The sequence below is a fragment of the Streptomyces sp. NPDC107575 genome (genome assembly GCF_055657265.1).
This window is the reverse complement of sequence record NZ_JBVKBG010000001.1, coordinates 190683-207094: the sequence shown is the minus strand read 5'-3', so window position 1 is coordinate 207094 and position 16412 is coordinate 190683. Positions and strand designations below refer to the sequence as shown.

Annotated in this window: 18 protein-coding genes; 8 read left to right on the top strand and 10 right to left on the bottom strand. The window is 71.9% G+C overall.

From position 1 onward, the window contains the following. Positions 1-230 precede the first annotated feature (230 nt). Positions 231-1655, top strand: a complete 1425-nt coding sequence (locus ACZ7L4_RS01015; protein WP_472098568.1) for an MFS transporter — start codon at positions 231-233, stop codon at positions 1653-1655. Here the strand turns inward: ACZ7L4_RS01015 and ACZ7L4_RS01010 are convergent. Continuing rightward, positions 1573-3285: a PucR family transcriptional regulator gene (locus tag ACZ7L4_RS01010; RefSeq protein ID WP_472098566.1), complete on the bottom strand. Its 1713-nt coding sequence runs from the start codon at positions 3283-3285 to the stop codon at positions 1573-1575. The two genes, ACZ7L4_RS01015 and ACZ7L4_RS01010, sit on opposite strands and share 83 nt — an antisense overlap. A 194-nt stretch (positions 3286-3479) precedes the next feature. On the opposite strand from ACZ7L4_RS01010, the gene ACZ7L4_RS01005 reads away from it, so the two are divergent. The 4 genes from ACZ7L4_RS01005 to ACZ7L4_RS00990 are packed head-to-tail and all read left to right on the top strand — an operon-like array spanning position 3480 to position 6112. Further along, positions 3480-4877 (top strand): aldehyde dehydrogenase family protein, encoded by a 1398-nt coding sequence (locus ACZ7L4_RS01005; protein WP_472098564.1) that lies wholly within the window; start codon positions 3480-3482, stop codon positions 4875-4877. A 35-nt stretch (positions 4878-4912) separates the two neighbouring features. Then, positions 4913-5362 (top strand): GlcG/HbpS family heme-binding protein, encoded by a 450-nt coding sequence (locus ACZ7L4_RS01000; protein ID WP_472098562.1) that lies wholly within the window; start codon positions 4913-4915, stop codon positions 5360-5362. Between the two features lie 55 nt (positions 5363-5417). After that, positions 5418-5726 carry an ArsR/SmtB family transcription factor gene (locus tag ACZ7L4_RS00995; RefSeq protein ID WP_450810534.1) on the top strand — a complete coding sequence of 103 codons (309 nt, stop codon included), beginning with the start codon at positions 5418-5420 and terminating at the stop codon, positions 5724-5726. Beyond that, positions 5723-6112 carry a VOC family protein gene (locus tag ACZ7L4_RS00990; protein ID WP_472098560.1) on the top strand — a complete coding sequence of 130 codons (390 nt, stop codon included), beginning with the start codon at positions 5723-5725 and terminating at the stop codon, positions 6110-6112. The genes ACZ7L4_RS00995 and ACZ7L4_RS00990 overlap by 4 nt, the downstream gene beginning before the upstream one ends. Before the next feature lie 13 nt (positions 6113-6125). On the opposite strand, the gene ACZ7L4_RS00985 is transcribed toward ACZ7L4_RS00990, so the two are convergent. Beyond that, the gene (locus ACZ7L4_RS00985; protein ID WP_472098558.1) at positions 6126-7646 is read right to left on the bottom strand and encodes a SulP family inorganic anion transporter; all 1521 of its coding nucleotides are present in this window, start codon (positions 7644-7646) and stop codon (positions 6126-6128) included. 177 nt (positions 7647-7823) lie between these two features. On the opposite strand from ACZ7L4_RS00985, the gene ACZ7L4_RS00980 reads away from it, so the two are divergent. Together ACZ7L4_RS00980 and ACZ7L4_RS00975 are read left to right on the top strand one after the other, a co-directional pair. Beyond that, complete coding sequence (locus ACZ7L4_RS00980) at positions 7824-8228, top strand: MerR family transcriptional regulator (protein ID WP_472098556.1); 405 nt, start codon at positions 7824-7826, stop codon at positions 8226-8228. Positions 8229-8281: 53 nt separating this feature from the next. Next, positions 8282-8785 carry a DinB family protein gene (locus ACZ7L4_RS00975; protein ID WP_472098554.1) on the top strand — a complete coding sequence of 168 codons (504 nt, stop codon included), beginning with the start codon at positions 8282-8284 and terminating at the stop codon, positions 8783-8785. Here ACZ7L4_RS00975 and ACZ7L4_RS00970 read toward each other — a convergent pair. From ACZ7L4_RS00970 to ACZ7L4_RS00935, 8 genes are all read right to left on the bottom strand, one after another. Then, a complete protein-coding gene (locus tag ACZ7L4_RS00970; protein ID WP_472098552.1) occupies positions 8782-9660 on the bottom strand; it encodes a GNAT family N-acetyltransferase in 879 nt (292 codons plus the stop codon). The two genes, ACZ7L4_RS00975 and ACZ7L4_RS00970, sit on opposite strands and share 4 nt — an antisense overlap. Before the next feature lie 57 nt (positions 9661-9717). After that, positions 9718-10413 carry a GntR family transcriptional regulator gene (locus tag ACZ7L4_RS00965; RefSeq protein WP_450810528.1) on the bottom strand — a complete coding sequence of 232 codons (696 nt, stop codon included), beginning with the start codon at positions 10411-10413 and terminating at the stop codon, positions 9718-9720. A gap of 100 nt (positions 10414-10513) precedes the next feature. Next, positions 10514-11560, bottom strand: a complete 1047-nt coding sequence (locus tag ACZ7L4_RS00960; RefSeq protein ID WP_472098551.1) for an LLM class flavin-dependent oxidoreductase — start codon at positions 11558-11560, stop codon at positions 10514-10516. Then, positions 11557-11790, bottom strand: coding sequence for a tautomerase family protein (locus ACZ7L4_RS00955; RefSeq protein WP_472098550.1), 234 nt, complete (start codon positions 11788-11790; stop codon positions 11557-11559). Before ACZ7L4_RS00955 ends, ACZ7L4_RS00960 begins: the two co-directional genes overlap by 4 nt. An 8-nt stretch (positions 11791-11798) precedes the next feature. After that, the gene (locus tag ACZ7L4_RS00950; protein ID WP_472098548.1) at positions 11799-13295 is read right to left on the bottom strand and encodes an aldehyde dehydrogenase; all 1497 of its coding nucleotides are present in this window, start codon (positions 13293-13295) and stop codon (positions 11799-11801) included. Beyond that, positions 13288-14055, bottom strand: a complete 768-nt coding sequence (locus ACZ7L4_RS00945; RefSeq protein ID WP_472098546.1) for an alpha/beta fold hydrolase — start codon at positions 14053-14055, stop codon at positions 13288-13290. Before ACZ7L4_RS00945 ends, ACZ7L4_RS00950 begins: the two co-directional genes overlap by 8 nt. 8 nt (positions 14056-14063) lie before the next feature. Next, positions 14064-14615, bottom strand: coding sequence for an amino acid synthesis family protein (locus ACZ7L4_RS00940; protein ID WP_472098545.1), 552 nt, complete (start codon positions 14613-14615; stop codon positions 14064-14066). Further along, a complete protein-coding gene (locus ACZ7L4_RS00935; protein ID WP_450810522.1) occupies positions 14612-15253 on the bottom strand; it encodes an amino acid synthesis family protein in 642 nt (213 codons plus the stop codon). The genes ACZ7L4_RS00940 and ACZ7L4_RS00935 overlap by 4 nt, the downstream gene beginning before the upstream one ends. Positions 15254-15459: 206 nt before the next feature. On the opposite strand from ACZ7L4_RS00935, the gene ACZ7L4_RS00930 reads away from it, so the two are divergent. After that, entirely contained in the window at positions 15460-16389 is a 930-nt protein-coding gene (locus ACZ7L4_RS00930) for a flavin reductase (RefSeq protein ID WP_472098543.1), read from the top strand. Positions 16390-16412 lie beyond the last annotated feature (23 nt).

The window sequence follows — 16412 nt, the reverse complement described above, 5'->3', positions numbered from 1 at the left end:
GGGTGGTTGACGGGCATGCTGACGACCCCGGCTGCCAGGCCACAGGGGGACGATGCACATTGTCGGCGACATTATTTGTGCAGTGTGCGGGTCCGTGACACCTCCCGTTTCCGATGGATTTCGGTCCGGTGACCCATCGGCGGGGCATGTGCGAAGTGCCCTGCCGCGCACCGGAATCGGGGGCACCTTGCACGTGGCTCGCGGCGGGTGTGCGCGGGCATACTCCGGGCATGATCGCCACCCGCCTTGGTCTGCTCCCCCTGCTCACCGCGACGTTGACCACGACGATGGCGAACACCGTGGTGAACGTTCCGATGACGGCGATCCTGGCCGATCTGCACGCGCCGCTCGGCCGGGGTGTGCTCGTCGCGACCGCGTTCCCGGTGACACTCGCGGCGCTGATGCCGCTGTCCGGGTGGCTGGGCGACCGGTTCGGGCACCGGCGGGTGCTGTGCGCGTCGATGGCCTCGATGGTCCTCGGCGCGGCGGGCGCGGCGCTGGCCCCGAACCTGCCGCTGCTCGTGGCGTTCCGCATGCTCCAGGGCCTGTCGGCGGCGCCCGTGCTTCCGGTGGTGATGGTCCTCGTCGTGCAGGTGCTCGGCGAGGAACGGCGGGGCAGGGCGCTGTCGTTGTGGGCGGCCGCGAACGGGGCGGGGCAGGCGCTCGGCCCGACCACCGGCGGCCTGCTGTCCGAACTCCTCGGCTGGCGTGCGGTGTTCTGGCAGATCGTGCCGCTGTCCGTGCTCGTCGTGGCCGGCGGGTGGCTGCTGCTCCCTCGCGACGACCGCTCGCGGGTGCGGCCGCGCCTGGACGGGGCCGGAGCGCTGACGCTGACGTGCGGGGCGGCGCTGCTGCTCGTCGCGGCCTCGGCACTGCCCTCGCAGGGGGCGGGTGCGCCCGTGGTGTGGGGTGCGGCGGCTGCCGGGGTGCTCGCGCTCGGGGCGTTCCTGCTGGTCGAACGCGGCCGGACCGAGCCCTTCCTGCGCCCGCGACACCTGGCCGAACTCCGCTATGTGCGTTCGTCGTTCGCTGCGGCGGCGCAGATGTTCGTCCTGGGCGCGGTGCTCCTGGCCACCCCGGCGTACCTCGTCGGCACGCAGGGCCTGTCGCAGTCCCGTACGGGACTCGCGGTCCTGGCGCTGCCGTTGGCGATGGCCTCGCTGGCGCCGGTGGCCGGGCGGTGCACGGAGCGGTACGGCGGCCGGGGTGTCATGCGGTGGGGGCTCGTGGCACTGCTCGCTGGGGCGGTGCTGCTCGCGGTCGGGACCGGGGTGGGCGTGGGGGTGTGGCCGGTGGTGGGTGCGCTCGTGCTGACCGGGGCGGGCATCGCGTTCGTGCAGACCCCGGCGGCCACGGGTGCCTCGCGTTCGCAGGCCGGGCGGACGGGGGCGGGCCTCGGCCTGTTCAGCCTGATCCGCTTCGGGGCGACGTCACTGGGGGCGGCGTCCGTCGCACTCCTCGGCACCCAACCGGCAGGCCTTGTGCGGGTGTTCGCGGTGTGTGCGGGGCTCGCGGCGGCCGGGGTCGTGGTGGCTTCGGTCGGGCGGGACACCGGCACACCCACGAAGGTCCCTACGCCGGAGGCGCCAGCTCCGCCTGCAGCACCCGCAGCGAGTCGTTCAGTGTCTCGATCCGATGGGCGAGCCACACCGTGAACTGCGTCTCCGAGACCCGTACGTCCATGCCGAGGGCCCGCGAGGCACGCTCCAGCTTGTACAGCATGGTGTTGCGGTGCAGTTGGAGGCGGCGGGCCGCCGCGTTGAGGTTGCCGGACTCGGCTATGTAGGCGAGCACCACCTCCTCCAGGTTCCCGGTCTGCCCGTCCGCGCGGCGCAGTGGTTCGAGGACCTCGTGGGCGAACTCCCGGCCCTGCGCCGAGTTCGCCGCCGCCTCGACCGCCGCGAACACCTGCAGCTCGTCGTAGCCGCACACCTCCGCCACCCGCACACGGCCCGACAGCTCCAAGGCGATCCGCGCCTCCCGGTAGCTCGCCGCGACACCGGCCGCCCCGAGCGCGGCCCGCCCGTACGCCACCTGCACACCTGCGGACGTCCGGTCGCGGACGAGCCGTTGGAGCTGCCGCCCGAACCGCGCCTGCGCCCCCTTGCCCGCGTCGGCTCCGAACTCGGCGACCACCACGAGCAGTTGCCCCATCAGCGCCGCCATCGTGAAGCCGGGCCCGCTCCGCAGCGCACCCACCGCGCGCGGCAGCGACTGCGCCCTGACCGGGCCCGCGTACGGCACGGACGCGACGAACACCGCGTGCTCCGCGTCCGTGTCGAAGCGGTAGTGCCGTGACCTGGCCCCGAGTTCGTGCGCGTCGGTGAAGCGGCCGTGCACGAGGGTGTCGAGGAAGTCGTCGCGCGCACGCTCCTCCGCCTCGACGACCGAGCGCTGCCGCAGGATCTCGGAGGCGACGAGCGGCGCGCCCTGTTCGACGATCACCCGGTGCTGGGCGAGGTCGTGCGCGGCGGGCGACGCCTCGGGTTCGACGACGGCCACCGTCCCGTACGGCTCGCCCGCGACCCGTACCTGAGCGGTGACCACGTGCACCCGTCCGTCGCCCCAGGACACGTCGAGGTCGGTGGCGGTGGCGTGGCCGTGTCCCGGGGCCGCCGCCACGAACGGCCCCTGCTCGGCGTGCACGGCGTCCGCGAGCTCCTGCCACGCCGCGTCCGTGGCGGTCCGCTCCCGCTCGGCGCGGGACAACAGCCCGCCCACCTCGTCCATGATGAGCACGGAGGCGCCCGCGAGGGTGGCCATGGACCGGGCGAGCGCGGGAAGCCCGGAGCCGGAGGCGAACACCTCCCCCAGCGTGCGGTGCACACGCACGCCGTACTCCAGGACATGGGCGCTGTCCGCGATCGTCTTCGTCGCCACGAGCCGCCCGATGTGGTGGTACGTGGCCTCCGGCGCGAGCCGCACCAGCGGTAGGTCCGCGGCGTCGGCCGCCCGCATCAGCGGCCCGAAGTCCGGTTCGGCGTGCGGCTGCGGGCGGGCGAGCACGGCGGCGACGCCGCGTGCGGCGAGCCCGGCCAGCAGCCGCCGGCAGTCGGGCGCACAGGTCAGCTCGGCCACCGGCGCGAACACCACGATCCCCGCCAGGTCCACGCCCGCCGCGGGCCGCTCGGGGCCCGGCCCCGGCGGCAGTTCGGCGAGCGGCAGACACCAGGTCACCGGCTGCCGGAGCCCCGCCTTGCCGCCGAGGAGCCGCCCTCCGACGGCGGGCTCCGCGAGGAGCCTTTCGACCGTCAACTCCCTTTTGTGCGCTACGTCGTGTGCCATCTGCCTACATCCTCCTGCGGCGAAGGTGCGGAATGTACGAAGCCGCCCGGCACCTTCGCGACGAATGCTGGGGGGCACGGGAACACATCAATGACGCGGTTGACGCGGTCGGGGCCGACGAGAACGTGGAGGTCATCTTGACTCAGAACCCACTTGCGCACCAGACCACCTCCCGGGGTCGATCACCGGCGGTGGTGACATCCTTCGACCCGGCCGCACCGCACCGACAGGTCACCGAGGTACCCGCCGCGAGCGCGGCCGAAGCGGCCGACGCGGTGCGCACGGCCGCGTCGGCCTTCCCCTCCTGGGCCGACGCGACGGCCGGGCGGCGCGCGGAGGCGCTGCACGGCGCGGCGGCCGCGCTCGCGGAGGACGCCGCGGGGATCGCGGCCCTGATCTGCGCGGAAGAGGGCAAGACGCTCGGCGCGGCGCGCGGCGAAGTGGCCAAGACCGTCGAGCAGTTCCGGCTCGCGGCGCAGTTGGCCTTCATGGTCGAGGGCACCACGTACCCGGCCGAGTCCGCGGGCGTCTCCGCCTGGACGCGGCGTGTTCCGCTCGGTGTCGTCGTCGCCGTCACGCCGTGGAACTTCCCGCTGTCGCTCGCGGCCCGCAAGCTCGCCCCGGCGCTCGCGGCGGGCAACACGGTGGTCTTCAAGCCGTCGCCGGTGACGCCTGGCGTCGGCGCCCGGCTCGCCGCGGCCTGCCATCGCGGCGGGGTGCCCGAGGAGGCGCTGCGGGTGGTGCAGGGCGACGATCCGGAGGCGATGGCGGCACTGATCGGCGCCCCGGAGGTCCGTGCCGTCAGCTTCACGGGCTCGGACCGGACGGGCGCGCTGCTGCACCGCACCGTGCGCCCCGGTGTCCGTACGCAGTTCGAACTCGGCGGGCACAACGCGGCGTTGGTGTGTTCCGACGCCGACCTGGAGCACGCGGCGACGGAGGTCGCGGCCGGTGCCTTCGGTCTCACGGGGCAGGTGTGCACGGCGACGGACCGGGTCCTGGTGGACCGTTCCGTGGCGGCCGAGTTCACCGAACTGCTGGCGGAGCGCACGGCCAAGCTGGCCGTCGGGCCCGGCGACGACCCGGCCGCGGGGATGGGCCCGGCGGCAACGGCGGCGCAACGGGAGCGGGTCGCCGGGCTCCTGGACTCGGCGCTGACGGCGGGCGCGCGGGCGCTCGCGCAGGGCGCCCTGGTCCCCGGCGCGGACCCGTCGGGCCACTGGCTGCTGCCGACGCTCCTCACCGACGTCCCCGCCGACCACCCGGTGATCACGGCGGAGGTCTTCGGCCCGCTGCTCTCGGTCGTCCCGGTGGACGGTCCCGACGCGGCGCTGGCCGCCCTCAACGGCGACGCCCACCGCCTCGTCACCGCCGTGCACACCCGCGACCTGGGCACGACGGACGGCTTCGTGCGCGCCGCGCGGCACGGCATCGTCAAGGTCAACCAGCGCACCACGGGCAACGGCGTCGCGCCCCCGTTCGGCGGCTGGGGCGCCTCCAGCTCCGGCGCGTTCCCCGAGGGCGGGCGCGGCGCCCTCGACTTCGTGACGGACACCAAGACGGTCTACTGCGACGCGCTCGCCGGCCGCTGACACCCACGTACCCGCACGCCCCTGGGAGGGACCGCATGCACACCATCCACCGCCTCACCCTCGAAGACGCCGTGATCATGCTGGAGGCCGCCGAGGCCGAGGCCGCGCGGGTCGGCGTGAAGCAGACGATCTGCATCGCCGACGACGGCGCCCACCCCATCGCCCTGCACCGCATGACCGGCGCCCGCCTCACCGGCGTGGAGATCGCCATCGCGAAGGCGTTCACGGCGGCGGGCCACCAGCGCGCCACCCACCTCTTCAACGAGACACCGAAGGGCCCCGCCCTCCCCGGCAACGAGGCGTTCGGCATCCAGCACATGCACCCCGGCCGCTTCGCCGCGTTCGTCGGCGGCTTCCCCATCGTGTACGAGGGCCAGGTCATCGGCGCCGTCGGCGTCAGCGGGGGGAACGGGGAGCAGGACAAGGCGGTCGGCGCGGCGGCGCTCGCCGCGTTCGAGGAGAAGGTGGCGGGGCGCGCCCAGTGACCCGTTCGACGCCTTCCGGTTGATAGGCAAGCCACCACTTGCCTATGCTGTGGTCGTGGCCGATGACCTTTTCAAAGCCTTGGCCGACCCCACCCGCCGCACGATCCTCGACGAGCTGACGCAGAAGTCGGGGCAGACGCTGTTCGAGATCTGCTCCCGGCTGACCATGAAGCATCGGCTGAACCTGTCCAGGCAGGCCGTCTCCCAGCACCTCGCGGTGCTGGAGGCGGCCGGTCTCGTCGAGTCCAGGCGGGAGGGCCGCTACAAGTTCCACGACCTGAACACCGCCCCGCTGCGGGAGATATCCCAGCGGTGGCTCGAGCCAGGTACCACGGGGCCCCAACCGGAAGAGAGCACCCCATGAAGATCCACATGACCAGCGTCTTCGTCGACGACCAGGCCAAGGCGGCGCACTTCTACACCGAGATCCTCGGCTTCAAGAAGAAGCACGACGTGGACCTGGGCGAGGCCCGCTGGCTCACCGTCGTGTCCTCGGAGGAGCCCGACGCCGCCGAGCTGCTCCTGGAGCCCTCGGGCCACCCGGCCGTCAAGCCCTACCGGGACGCGCTGATCGCGGACGGCATCCCGCTCGCCCAGTTCGCCGTCGACGACGTGCAGGCCGAGTACGAGCGGCTGACCGCGCTCGGCGTGCACTTCACCCAGGAGCCGCTGGAGATGGGCCCGATCACGACGGCCGTCCTCGACGACACCTGCGGCAACCTCATCCAGATCGCGACCGAGCCCAAGTAGGACCGGCTCCGGCTCAGGCGCTGCCGGTGAGTTCGCCGCTGAGCTTGCCGTGCAGCGCCGCGCTGTCCGGGTTGAAGCCGACGATCTCGACGCTCTTGCCGCGCTCCGCGTACTTCGCCTCGATGGCGTCGAGCGCGGCGACCGAGGAGGCGTCCCAGACATGGGTCGCGGAGAGGTCGATGACGACCTTGTCGGGGTCGCCCGCGTAGTCGAACTGGGTCACCAGCTCGTTGGACGAGGCGAAGAAGAGCTCGCCGGTGACCGAGTAGACGACCTGGCCCCCGTCGGGGTCGGCGACCGAGGTGACGTTCGCGACGTGGGCGACGCGGCGGGCGAAGACGACCATCGCGGTGATCGAGCCGACGACGACACCGATCGCGAGGTTGCTGGTGGCGACCACGACCACGACGGTCAGGGCCATCACGACGAGCTCGCCGGTCGGCATCCGCTTCAGTGTCTTCGGCGCGATGGAGTGCCAGTCGAACGTCGCGAAGCACACCATCACCATGACGGCGACCAGCGCGCCCATCGGGATCTCGGAGACGACGGGCCCGAAGACCACGCACAGCACCATCAGGAACACGCCCGCGAGGAACGTGGACAGACGGGTCCTGGCCCCCGACACCTTCACGTTGATCATCGTCTGCCCGATCATGGCGCAGCCGCCCATGCCGCCGAAGAACCCGGTGACGATGTTGGCGATGCCCTGGCCGATCGACTCGCGGGTCTTGGACGAGCGGCTGTCGGTGATCTCGTCGACGAGCTTGGCCGTCATCAGGGACTCCATCAGCCCGACGAGCGCCATGGCGAGCGCGTACGGGGCGATGATCTTCAGCGTCTCGAAGGTGAACGGCACGTCCGGCAGCCCCGGCACCGGCAGCGAGGACGGCAGCTCGCCCTTGTCCCCCACGGTCGGCACGGCGATTCCGGCGGCGACGGTGATGACGGTCAGGACGACGATGGAGACGAGCGGCGCCGGCACCGCCTTGGTGACCTTCGGGAAGAACACCATCAGCGCGAGCCCGGCGACGATCAGCGGATAGACGGCCCACGGCACGTCCGTCATCTCGGGCACCTGGGCCATGAAGATCATGATCGCGAGCGCGTTGACGAAGCCGACCATCACGCTGCGCGGCACGAACCTCATCAGCTTGGCCACCCCGAGCGCGCCGAGGACGATCTGGAACACACCGGCCAGGATCACCGCGGCGACCAGATACCCGAACCCGTGCTCCCGGTTGAGCGGCGCGATCACCAGCGCGACGGCGCCGGTGGCGGCCGAGATCATGGCGCGCCGTCCACCCACGATGGAGATGGTCACCGCCATGGTGAACGCGGCGAAGAGCCCGATCTGCGGATCGACGCCCGCGATGACCGAGAACGAGATCGCCTCGGGGATCAGCGCGAGCCCCACCACGAGCCCGCCCAGGATCTCGGTGCGCCACACCTTCGGGTCGGACCACCAGTCGGGGCGGCGCAGGCGCCGCAGCCGGGCGGCCGGGGACGGGACGGAAGGCGCGGAGGAGGGGGACAAGAGAAAGTAACCTGTCGTGGTCGGGCACACCGGCGTCGCGCGGCCTGTGCGTACGGAAGGGCGGGCGGCGCACGGCCGACCCTGACGACCAGCAACTCTACCCTGACGTTAGGGTAGAGATCGGCGTCGCCGACTGTGGCCTCGGTGACACCACGCAGACACGGAGAAAGGCGCCGCGTGAGCAGCGAGCACATGCAGATCGGCGAGGTCGCCACGCGGACCGAGCTGTCGTTGCGCACCATCCGGCACTACGAGGAGACGGGTCTCGTCATCCCGTCCGCCCGCTCCCAGGGCGGCTTCCGCCTCTACACCGAGAACGACGTGGCCCGCCTGATGGTGATCCGCCGCATGAAGCCCCTCGGCTTCACCCTCGACCAGATGCGGGACCTCCTGGACGCCACGGACCGCCTCGACGCGACCCCGGCTCCCGAGGGCGAGGAGCGGGAGCAACTCCTCGACCGCGTACGCCACTTCGAGCAGGCGGCGGCCGACCGCGTCGCGGATCTGCGCAAACAGCTGGGCCGCGCCGAGGAGTTCGCGGGCACGCTGCGGGAGCGGCTGGACGGGGCCGGGGCGGCGTGACGCTGCGCCGATAACCGGTACCACCCCCTGTCGGCGCGTGCCAGGATCACGCCATGACCCGCACCGACATGCCGCCGTCCTGGGACGAGCGCACGATGCTCACGACCTTCCTCGACTACGCGCGCGCCACGGCCGTCGCCAAGTGCGCCGGCCTCGCGCCCGAGCACGGGGGCGCGGCGCCGCTGCCCGGCTCGCCCCTCATGACGCTGGGCGGCCTGATCAACCACCTTCGGTGGGTCGAGTACCACTGGTTCCAGGTGATCTTCCTCGGCGAGGAGGACGCGGGCCCGTGGACGGACGAGGACCCGGACCGCGAGATGCGCCTCGGCGCGCAGACGCCCGTCCCCCAACTCGTCGCCGAGTACGAGGAGCAGAGCGCCCGCTACCGCGACCTCGTCGCCGGGACCGATCTGCTGGCCACGGCGAAGCGCCCGGTCAGGGACGGCACCCATGTCACCCTCGGCTGGATCCTCATGCACCTGATCGAGGAGACCTCGCGCCACAACGGACACATCGACGTCCTGCGGGAGATGGCCGACGGCACGGTGGGCGACTAGATCCCGTCCTCGGGCTTGCGGCAGCGGTCCGTGACCTCGGGCATCGGCCGGAAGCCCGCCGCCCTGTAGGTGGCAACGGCCGCGGTGTTGGCGCTCGGTGTGCCCACGCGGGCGCTCGACGCACCGAGTTCGCGGAGCGCGGTCGCCGCGGCGACGCAGATCGCCACCCCGTGCCCCCGGCCGCGATGGTCCCGGTGCACACCCATCGGTTCGAGCAGTCCGGGCCGCCCCGGCCCGGCCGACCACACGGTCACCGCCGCCACCGCCGCGCCCTCCTCGTCGTACGCGAGCAGACACCGCGGCTGCGCGTGCGGCGACCCGGCGGCCATCGCGTGCCACTGCTCCGCGGCGAACGTCGACCCGTCGAACGCCGCCCGGTGCACGGCCGCGTACGCCTCCGCCCGGTCCTCCCCCGCCACCTCGATCCGCACGACCGGAGGGTCGACCGGCTCGCTGAGGTCGCGGGTCAGCGGCGTCCACGCCTCACCGGTGACCCAGCCGGCATCGTCCAGGAGGTCGTCCAGCAGGACGCCGCTGGGAGCCTCGATGTCGACGGCCCCCTCGGGCAGCACTCCGCGCCCCGGATCACCCACATCCGCCAGCAACTGCTGCGCCAGCTCCGTGTCTTGGTGGGCTCCCGGCTCAAGGGTCAGCCGCAGCAGGGTGGGACCGTCGAGCAGTCCGACGGCGACCACCCGCCCGTCACGCCACCACGTCCGCACCGAAGCGGCGGCCCGCTCCGCGCCCCTGCGCCGGAACCAGCCCAGGTCGCCGGGGTGCAGCTGCATCGGCGCGGCGTCGTGCTGCCACGCGCGCAGCGCGTCGACGGCCTCGTCCAGCTCGTCGACGCCGGGTGTCCTCAACTCGATGGCCATGGCGACGATGAGACACCACGGGTGACCGTCGCCGCACCCGAATTCCGGCGGGGCCGCTCAGTCCTTGAACCGGTCGTCGTCCATCCCCGCCATCAGCGCCTGGTGACTGCGGCGCACATGCTCGCGCATCACGCGCTCCGCGCCGTCGCCGTCCTTGGCGCGGATGAGGTCGAGGACGCGGTGGTGCTCGTGGTCGGACTCGGTCAGGCGGCCCGGCTGGGACAGGGAGGTGCGGACGAGGCGGGCGTAGGCGAGCTGGTTCATCAGGGTGCGGTAGTGGGCCTCCAGCTTGGAGTTGTCGGCCCCGACCATGATCAGCTCGTGGAAGTCGTGCACCAGCTTCTCGTACTGCTCCGAGTCGCCGGCGCGCACCGCCTCGTCGGCGGCGCTCATGTTGGCGGCGAGGCGTTCCACCTCGGGGACGTTGCCGCGGAAGGCGAGGAGGCGGGCCGCCGCGCCTTCCAGGAGTTCCTTCATCTGGAAGAGCTCCGTGATCTCGCGGCGCGAGGGCACGGCGACGAACGTGCCGACCCGCGGGCGCACCTCCACCAGGCCCTCGATCTGGAGCTGCTTGAGGGCCTCACGGATCGGGGTGCGGCTGACGCCGAAGGTCTGCGACAGCGTCATCTCGGAGAGGCTGGAGCGCGGTGGCAGCTCCCCGCTGATGATCATCCGGCGCAGCTCTTCGGCGACCTTCGCCTGCATGCTGGTCTGCTGCAGCGGCCTGCGTGCGAGGCTATTGGGCTCTTGCATGGCACGAGAACCTAGTCTTCGGGGACGCGTGGCGTCAATTGACAGGGAAACCCGGAATTGCCATACAAGAAGGCGGGCAATGCCGTGGGGGCCGCCGGGCCTACTGGAAGGCCGGGACGACCTCCTTGATGAACAGCTTCAGCGACTCGCGCTTCTCCTCGTGCGAGAGCGTGTTGTCGATCCAGAAGCTGTACTCGTCGACGCCCAGCTCCTCGTATCCGCGCAGCCGCTCGATCACCTCGGCGGGCGTGCCGATCATCGCCGTCCTGCGCAGGGCCTCCGGGGCGAACTCGGGGCGCTCGGCGAACTTCTCCTCGGGGCTGGGCTCGAGGAAGCCGTTGTCCGGCGTCGCCTTGTTGCCGAACCAGGCGTCGAAGGTCCGGTAGAACTTGTTGATGCCCTCGGCCGCCGGGCGCCAGCCCTCGGTGTCCTCCGGGGCGTGCACGTGGGTGTGTCGCAGCACCATGATGTCGGGGCGGCGCTCCACCTCGGGGTGGTTGGCCACGGCGGTGTCGAACTTCTCCTTGAGCGCGGCGACCTCCTCGTCGCCCTTCATCAGCGGGGTCACCATCACATTGCAGCCCTGCGCGACGGCGAAGTCGTGCGACGCGGGGTCGCGGGCGGCGACCCACATCGGCGGGGTGGGCTGCTGCACTGGCTTGGGCACGCTGGTCGAGGTCGGGAACTGCCAGATCTCGCCGTCGTGGGCGTAGTCGCCCTGCCACAACGCCCTTACAGCGGGGACGAGTTCGCGCAGGTGCTTGCCGCCGTCGCTCGCCTTCAGACCGTCGGCGAGGCGGTCGAACTCGATCTGGTACGCGCCGCGGGCGATGCCCACCTCGGCGCGGCCGTTGCTGATCACGTCGAGGAGCGCGGTCTCCCCCGCGGCCCTGATCGGGTGCCAGAACGGGGCGATGATGGTGCCCGCGCCGAGCCGGATGGTGTCGGTCTTCGCCGCCAGGTGCGCGAGGATCGGCATCGGGCTGGGCGAGATCGTGTACTCCATGGCGTGGTGCTCGCCGACCCACACCGTGCTGAACCCGCCGGCCTCCGCCATCTGCGTCAACTCGGTGAGGTTCTCGAAGAGTTCGCGGTGCGAGGTGCTCTCGTCCCAGCGCTCCATGTGCACGAACAGCGAAAACCTCATGACAGCTCCTTCTCTGCGGTGGGGGTGGTCTCCACGGTGGTGGCTCGCATTTCCGCGAGCGTGGTGTCTCCTGTGGACCAGTGGGTGGCGGGCACCTCGTGGACGACGACCCGGATGTACTCGGGGCGGGTGTCGATCGAACGCAGCACGGCCTCGTGGACCTCGTGCTGCAGGGTCCTGATCTGCTCGGGGGTGCGGCCCTCGGCGAGCGTGACGGTGATCTGCGGCATGGCGGGCGTCAGCTCCGCATCGTGAACGGATCGGCCACGGGCTCCTCGCTCGTGTTGATCCATACGCTCTTGAGGCGGGTGTACTCCTTGATGGTCTCGGTGCCGTGCTCGACGCCGACGCCGCTGGCCTTGAAGCCCTGGCGCGGTGACATCGGGGACATGGCCCGGTAGGTGTTGACCCAGACCGTGCCCGCGTCGAGGCGGCCCGCCACCCGGTGCGCGCGGGACAGGTTGGTGGTCCAGATCCCGGCGGCGAGGCCGTACTGGGTGTCATTGGCGAGGCCGACGACCTCGTCCTCGGTGTCGAACGGCATGATCGCCACGACCGGGCCGAAGATCTCCTCGCGGACCACGCGCATGCTGTTGTCGACGTCGACCAGGACGGTCGGCTCGTAGAAGCAGCCGCCCGTGCCGCCGTCGGTGGGCGCGCCGCCGGTCAGCACCCGGGCGCCCTCCTCGCGGCCGAGGTCGACGTAGGCGGCGACCTTGTCGCGCTGCGCCTCGAAGGCGAGCGGGCCGAGTTCGGTGGCCTCGTCGAGGGGGTCGCCGATGCGGATCGACTTGGCGCGCTCGCAGACCCGCTCCAGGAGTTCGTCGTAGACGGAGCGATGGGCGAAGACGCGGCTGCCGGCGATGCAGGTCTGTCCGGCCGCGGCGAAGACTCCGGCGATGACGCCCATGGCGGCGTTCGGCACGTCGGCGTCCTCGAAGACGATCTGCGGGGACTTGCCGCCGAGTTCGAGGGTGGAGCCGATGAAGCGGCCCGCGGCCGACGCGGCGATCCGGGAGCCTGTCGCCGTGGAGCCCGTGAAGGAGATCTTGGCGAGGTCCTCGTGGTCGACGAGGGGCTGCCCCGCCTCGGCGCCGTACCCGGTGACGACGTTGACGACGCCGGGCGGGAAGCCGGCCTCCAGGGCGAGCTCCGCGAGGCGCAGGCCACTGGCGGAGGTGTACTCGGAGGGCTTGACGACGACCGTGTTGCCCGCGCACAGGGCGGGGGCCAGCTTGCTGGTGGTCAGGGTCAGCGGCGAGTTCCACGGGGTGATCGCGCCGACGACGCCGAGGGGTTCGCGGGCCGTGTAGTTGAGGACGGCGCGGTCGGAGGTGGGGATGGTCTCGCCGTGGATCTTGTCGGCGAGGCCCGCGTAGTAGTGGAAGTACTCGGGCAGCGAGGCGAGCTGTCCGCGCATCTCGCGCAGCAGCTTGCCGTTGTCCCGCGACTCCATGAGGGCGAGTTCCTCGGCGTTCTCGGCGATCAGCTCGCCGAGGCGGCGCAGGAGGTGGCCCCGCTTGGTCTGGCTGAGGTCGCGCCACTCCGGGTTCTCGAAGGCTTCGCGCGCGGCGGCGACTGCCTTGTCGATGTCGGCGGCGGTGCCGCGGGCGGCGCGGTAGAGGGTGCGGCCCGTGGCCGGGTCGGTGCTGTCGAAGTACTCGCCCGCGGCGGGCTCGACCCACCTGCCGCCGATGAAGTGCTTCCAGGTCGTGAGCGTCGTGGGCTCAGACATGTGCGGTCTCTCCAGGTGCGCTCTCGTCGGTGAGCTGTGCGCTCTGCGTGATGAATGTCGTGAGGGCCTCGGCGAACGCCTCCGGGCGCTCGACGGGCAGCATGTGTCGCGCTCCGGGCACGATCACCGCCCGGCAGTCGGGCAGCGCGGCGGCGAGCCGGTGTGTCATCTCCGGCGTGGATCCGGGATCGTTCTCCCCGGTCACCGCCAGGGACGGCACCGTGATGTCACCGAGGCGCGGGCCGAGCTCGGCGTCGGCGTGCGCGAACACCCGGTAGCAGCCGAGGAAGGAGTCGACGTCGTTGGCGCGCAGCGTGGCCCGCGTCCGGTCGACGGTCCCGTCCGGCACGGTGGTGCCCGTGTACCAGCGCTCGATGGAGGCCTCGGTGCTCGCCGCGAAGTCGCTCTCGGCGGCCCGCAGCCGGGCCCGGACGGCCGCCCGCTCGTCGGGTGTGCGGCGGCAGACCGAGCTGACGAAGGTGAGCGTGCGCGTCAACTCCGGCCGGTGCACCGCGAGTTGCTGGGCGACCAGCGCGCCGAGCGAGAAGCCCACCAGGTGCGCGCCGGCCGGGACGTGTTCGGCGACCCCGTCGGCGAGTTCCGCGAGGGTCACGCCGCCGCGCACGGGCGGCCGGGCGCCGTGCCCCGGCAGGTCGATTGCGACGACGGTGAAGCGGTCGGCCAGCAGGGCGGTGACGGGCTCCCACATGGTGCGGTCGAGGCCGACGCCGTGCAGGAGTACGAGGGGCGGCTTGTCCATGGCGGTGCCTACTGCTCGGTGGAGAGCGGGGCGAGGCGGGCCTGCGGGCGGCCCTGCGCGGCGGCGGCGAGGCCGATGACGATCTCGTCGGCGCGCGGGCCGTCCGGGACACGTACCTCGATGCTCTGGTGGTGGGAGCGGACGGTGGCGTCGGTGATGTGCTTGAGCGGGATGTCGAAGACGCCTCCGGCGACCGCGCGCTTCTCCACGGCCGGGAGCAGCGTGGTGGCGTTCGCGGCCTTGCGGAAGTGGTCGCCGAACTTCAGCGTGTGGATCAGGGCGCTGCCGTGCTCCACCTCGCCGTCGAGGCCCACGATGGCGGCCTTCCCGTACGCCTCGACGGGCGCACCGAGCGCCTCGACGACGCGCGGCGCGAGCAGCTCGCCGAGCTGGGGTGCCACCTCGTCGATGCCGGGCAGCAGGTCAGCGACGAAGCCCTGTCCGGCCCACGGGTTCTCGATCACGGCGAGCACCACGGCGGTGCGGGCCACCGAATCGACGGGGCGGCCGCCCTCGGCGTGGATGTCTTCGACGTAGGTGACGATCTTGCGGAGGTTCATCGGGCGGTCTCCAAGTCGGCGAGGCGGACCACGGGGTCCTGGCGGCGGTCTCCGATACGGGCGTTGGGGCGGGGCCCCGAGGCGGCGGCGGCCACGACGACGATCTCGTCGGGGCGCGGTGCGTCCGGCACCCGGATCTGGACGGTCTGGTAGTGGGAGCGGGTGGCGGCGGCGGTCTTGTGCCACACCGGGACGGTCAGCGGTTCGCCGGCCGCGAGCCGGTCGTCGCTGAACACGATGATCGAGGTGCCCTCGGTCAGCTCCCGGAGCACATTGCCGAAGTACGGGGTGTGAATCAATGCCCCGCCGTGCTCGATCTCCCCGTCGAGCCCGACGACGGCCGCCTTCCCGAAGGCCTCGACGTGTTCCACGCCGCCGAGTGTCCCGATCAGCCGGTCGGTGAGGAGGCGGCCGATGCCGGGCGCGATCTCCTCCACCTCGGGCTGCAGGTCGGCGACGAATCCGCGCCCGGCCCAGGGGTTCTCGATCACGGCGGCCGCGGCGACGCGGCGGACGGGGGTCGCGACCGGCCGTCCGAGTTCCAGGAGGACCTCGTCCACCACGGTGACGACCTTGCGCAGTCTGCCTCGTGTGGGCGAGGCCCACAGCTGTTGGCCTGCTGATTGTTGCTGTGCCATGGCAGTGAGGCTAAGAGCGACCCAGGGAGCCGTCAAGGGTCGACCGGAAATGGGCAGCCCTGACCTAGGACTTCTCGGCAATACGGCGCAGGGGGCAGCGAATTCCGTCCGAACCATTGACACGACGGATGCCCGATTCCTACGGTCCTCTGCCATACAACAGATCTGCCATGCAAGAGCAGGCCGATCCGATCGATGGAGCCGTCATGTCACTCACCCTGGAACACGCCACCGACCGCCCCGCCCGCCTCCGCGCCGCCTGGGACGCGGCCTGGAACCGGGGTGAAGTCGACGCCCTGGACGCCGTGTTGAGCCCCGGCTACCTGCGCCGCCGCGGGCCGGCGGGCACCGCTCAGGACCGCACCGGGTTCAAGGAGAGCATCAGCGCCGTGCGCGCGGCGTTCCCCGATCTGCGGACCGAGATCGAGGACCTGGTGGTCGACGGGGACCGGCTCGCCGTCCGCTGGCGCAGCACGGGCCGGCACACGGACACGTTCATGGGTGTGCCGCCCACCGGCAGGACCGTCGAGGTGTCGGGCGCCACGTTCGCCCGCTTCGACGGTGACACCGTCACCGAGGAGTCGGTGACCTTCGACTCCCGGCAGCTCCTCGAGGCGCTCGGCATCATCACGACGGCACACGAGGCGGCCGTCGACGCCGACCTGGTCAAGGGGGTGCACCGCAAGTTCATCACCGGTGTCACCGTGGTGACCACGGACGACGACGGGACGCCCAAGGGCCTCGCGGTGAACGCCTTCTCCAGCATCTCGCTCGACCCGCCGATGGTCCTGGTGTGTGTCCAGCGCAGCTCGTCGACACACCCCGCGCTGCACCGAGCCACCCACATCGGCATCAACATCCTCGCCGCGGACCAGCTCGACGTGGCGAAGGTGTTCGCGAGCAAGGGAACCGACAAGTTCGCGGACCTCGACTGGGCGCCCGGCGAGCACGGCGCCCCGCTGCTCGAGGGCTCCGCCGCCCGGCTCGAGGTCGAGATCGGTGAGCGGCTGGAGGCCGGAAGTCACACCGTCTTCACCGGACGTGTAGTGTCTGCGGGTCATTCCGACCTCGCCCCGCTCGTCTACAGCGGTGGCGGCTTCTTCGACATCTCGCAGACGGCGCCCCTTCCGTGGTGACTCGCGTCCGCCCCCGCATCCTC

What these genes read in the sequence shown, in the direction of transcription:
- ACZ7L4_RS01015 (WP_472098568.1), top strand. Translation starts at nt 231, where the DNA reads ATGATCGCCACCCGCCTTGGTCTGCTCCCCCTGCTCACCGCGACGTTG.
- ACZ7L4_RS01010 (WP_472098566.1), bottom strand. Translation starts at nt 3,285, where the DNA reads ATGGCACACGACGTAGCGCACAAAAGGGAGTTGACGGTCGAAAGGCTC.
- ACZ7L4_RS01000 (WP_472098562.1), top strand. Translation starts at nt 4,913, where the DNA reads ATGCACACCATCCACCGCCTCACCCTCGAAGACGCCGTGATCATGCTG.
- ACZ7L4_RS00990 (WP_472098560.1), top strand. Translation starts at nt 5,723, where the DNA reads ATGAAGATCCACATGACCAGCGTCTTCGTCGACGACCAGGCCAAGGCG.
- ACZ7L4_RS00975 (WP_472098554.1), top strand. Translation starts at nt 8,282, where the DNA reads ATGACCCGCACCGACATGCCGCCGTCCTGGGACGAGCGCACGATGCTC.
- ACZ7L4_RS00970 (WP_472098552.1), bottom strand. Translation starts at nt 9,660, where the DNA reads ATGGCCATCGAGTTGAGGACACCCGGCGTCGACGAGCTGGACGAGGCC.
- ACZ7L4_RS00965 (WP_450810528.1), bottom strand. Translation starts at nt 10,413, where the DNA reads ATGCAAGAGCCCAATAGCCTCGCACGCAGGCCGCTGCAGCAGACCAGC.
- ACZ7L4_RS00960 (WP_472098551.1), bottom strand. Translation starts at nt 11,560, where the DNA reads ATGAGGTTTTCGCTGTTCGTGCACATGGAGCGCTGGGACGAGAGCACC.
- ACZ7L4_RS00955 (WP_472098550.1), bottom strand. Translation starts at nt 11,790, where the DNA reads ATGCCGCAGATCACCGTCACGCTCGCCGAGGGCCGCACCCCCGAGCAG.
- ACZ7L4_RS00950 (WP_472098548.1), bottom strand. Translation starts at nt 13,295, where the DNA reads ATGTCTGAGCCCACGACGCTCACGACCTGGAAGCACTTCATCGGCGGC.
- ACZ7L4_RS00945 (WP_472098546.1), bottom strand. Translation starts at nt 14,055, where the DNA reads ATGGACAAGCCGCCCCTCGTACTCCTGCACGGCGTCGGCCTCGACCGC.
- ACZ7L4_RS00940 (WP_472098545.1), bottom strand. Translation starts at nt 14,615, where the DNA reads ATGAACCTCCGCAAGATCGTCACCTACGTCGAAGACATCCACGCCGAG.
- ACZ7L4_RS00935 (WP_450810522.1), bottom strand. Translation starts at nt 15,253, where the DNA reads ATGGCACAGCAACAATCAGCAGGCCAACAGCTGTGGGCCTCGCCCACA.
- ACZ7L4_RS00930 (WP_472098543.1), top strand. Translation starts at nt 15,460, where the DNA reads ATGTCACTCACCCTGGAACACGCCACCGACCGCCCCGCCCGCCTCCGC.